This window comes from Bacteroides caecigallinarum (assembly GCF_016902295.1).
GTDB lineage: Bacteria > Bacteroidota > Bacteroidia > Bacteroidales > Bacteroidaceae > Phocaeicola > Phocaeicola caecigallinarum_A.
The window spans coordinates 1-218 of sequence record NZ_JACJLQ010000243.1; the positions used below are offsets into that span (position 1 = coordinate 1).

Annotated in this window: 1 rRNA gene; it reads left to right on the forward strand. The window is 39.0% G+C overall.

The window, feature by feature from the left end:
- Window positions 1-98: ribosomal RNA gene (locus H6A27_RS15915) — 23S ribosomal RNA — on the forward strand; the annotation flags it as partial.
- Window positions 99-218: the final 120 nt, after the last annotated feature.

The following is a 218-nucleotide window of genomic DNA, read 5'->3' on the forward strand; positions in this document are numbered from 1 at the left end:
TCTTAGGGTCGTCAAAGACTATGACGTTGATAGGATGCAGGTGTAAAGCTGGAGACAGCAAAGCCGAGCATTACTAATTGCCCGTTGACTTTTGTTGTCACGTGACACGGAAGGATGTTATATACGTTCGGTTCTTGAAAAACGAAAGAGTTTTGGTTGAAAGGAAATGTTCTTTCTTCAGTTTGTTATTCTCATGTGAAGATGAAAAAAGAAGAATA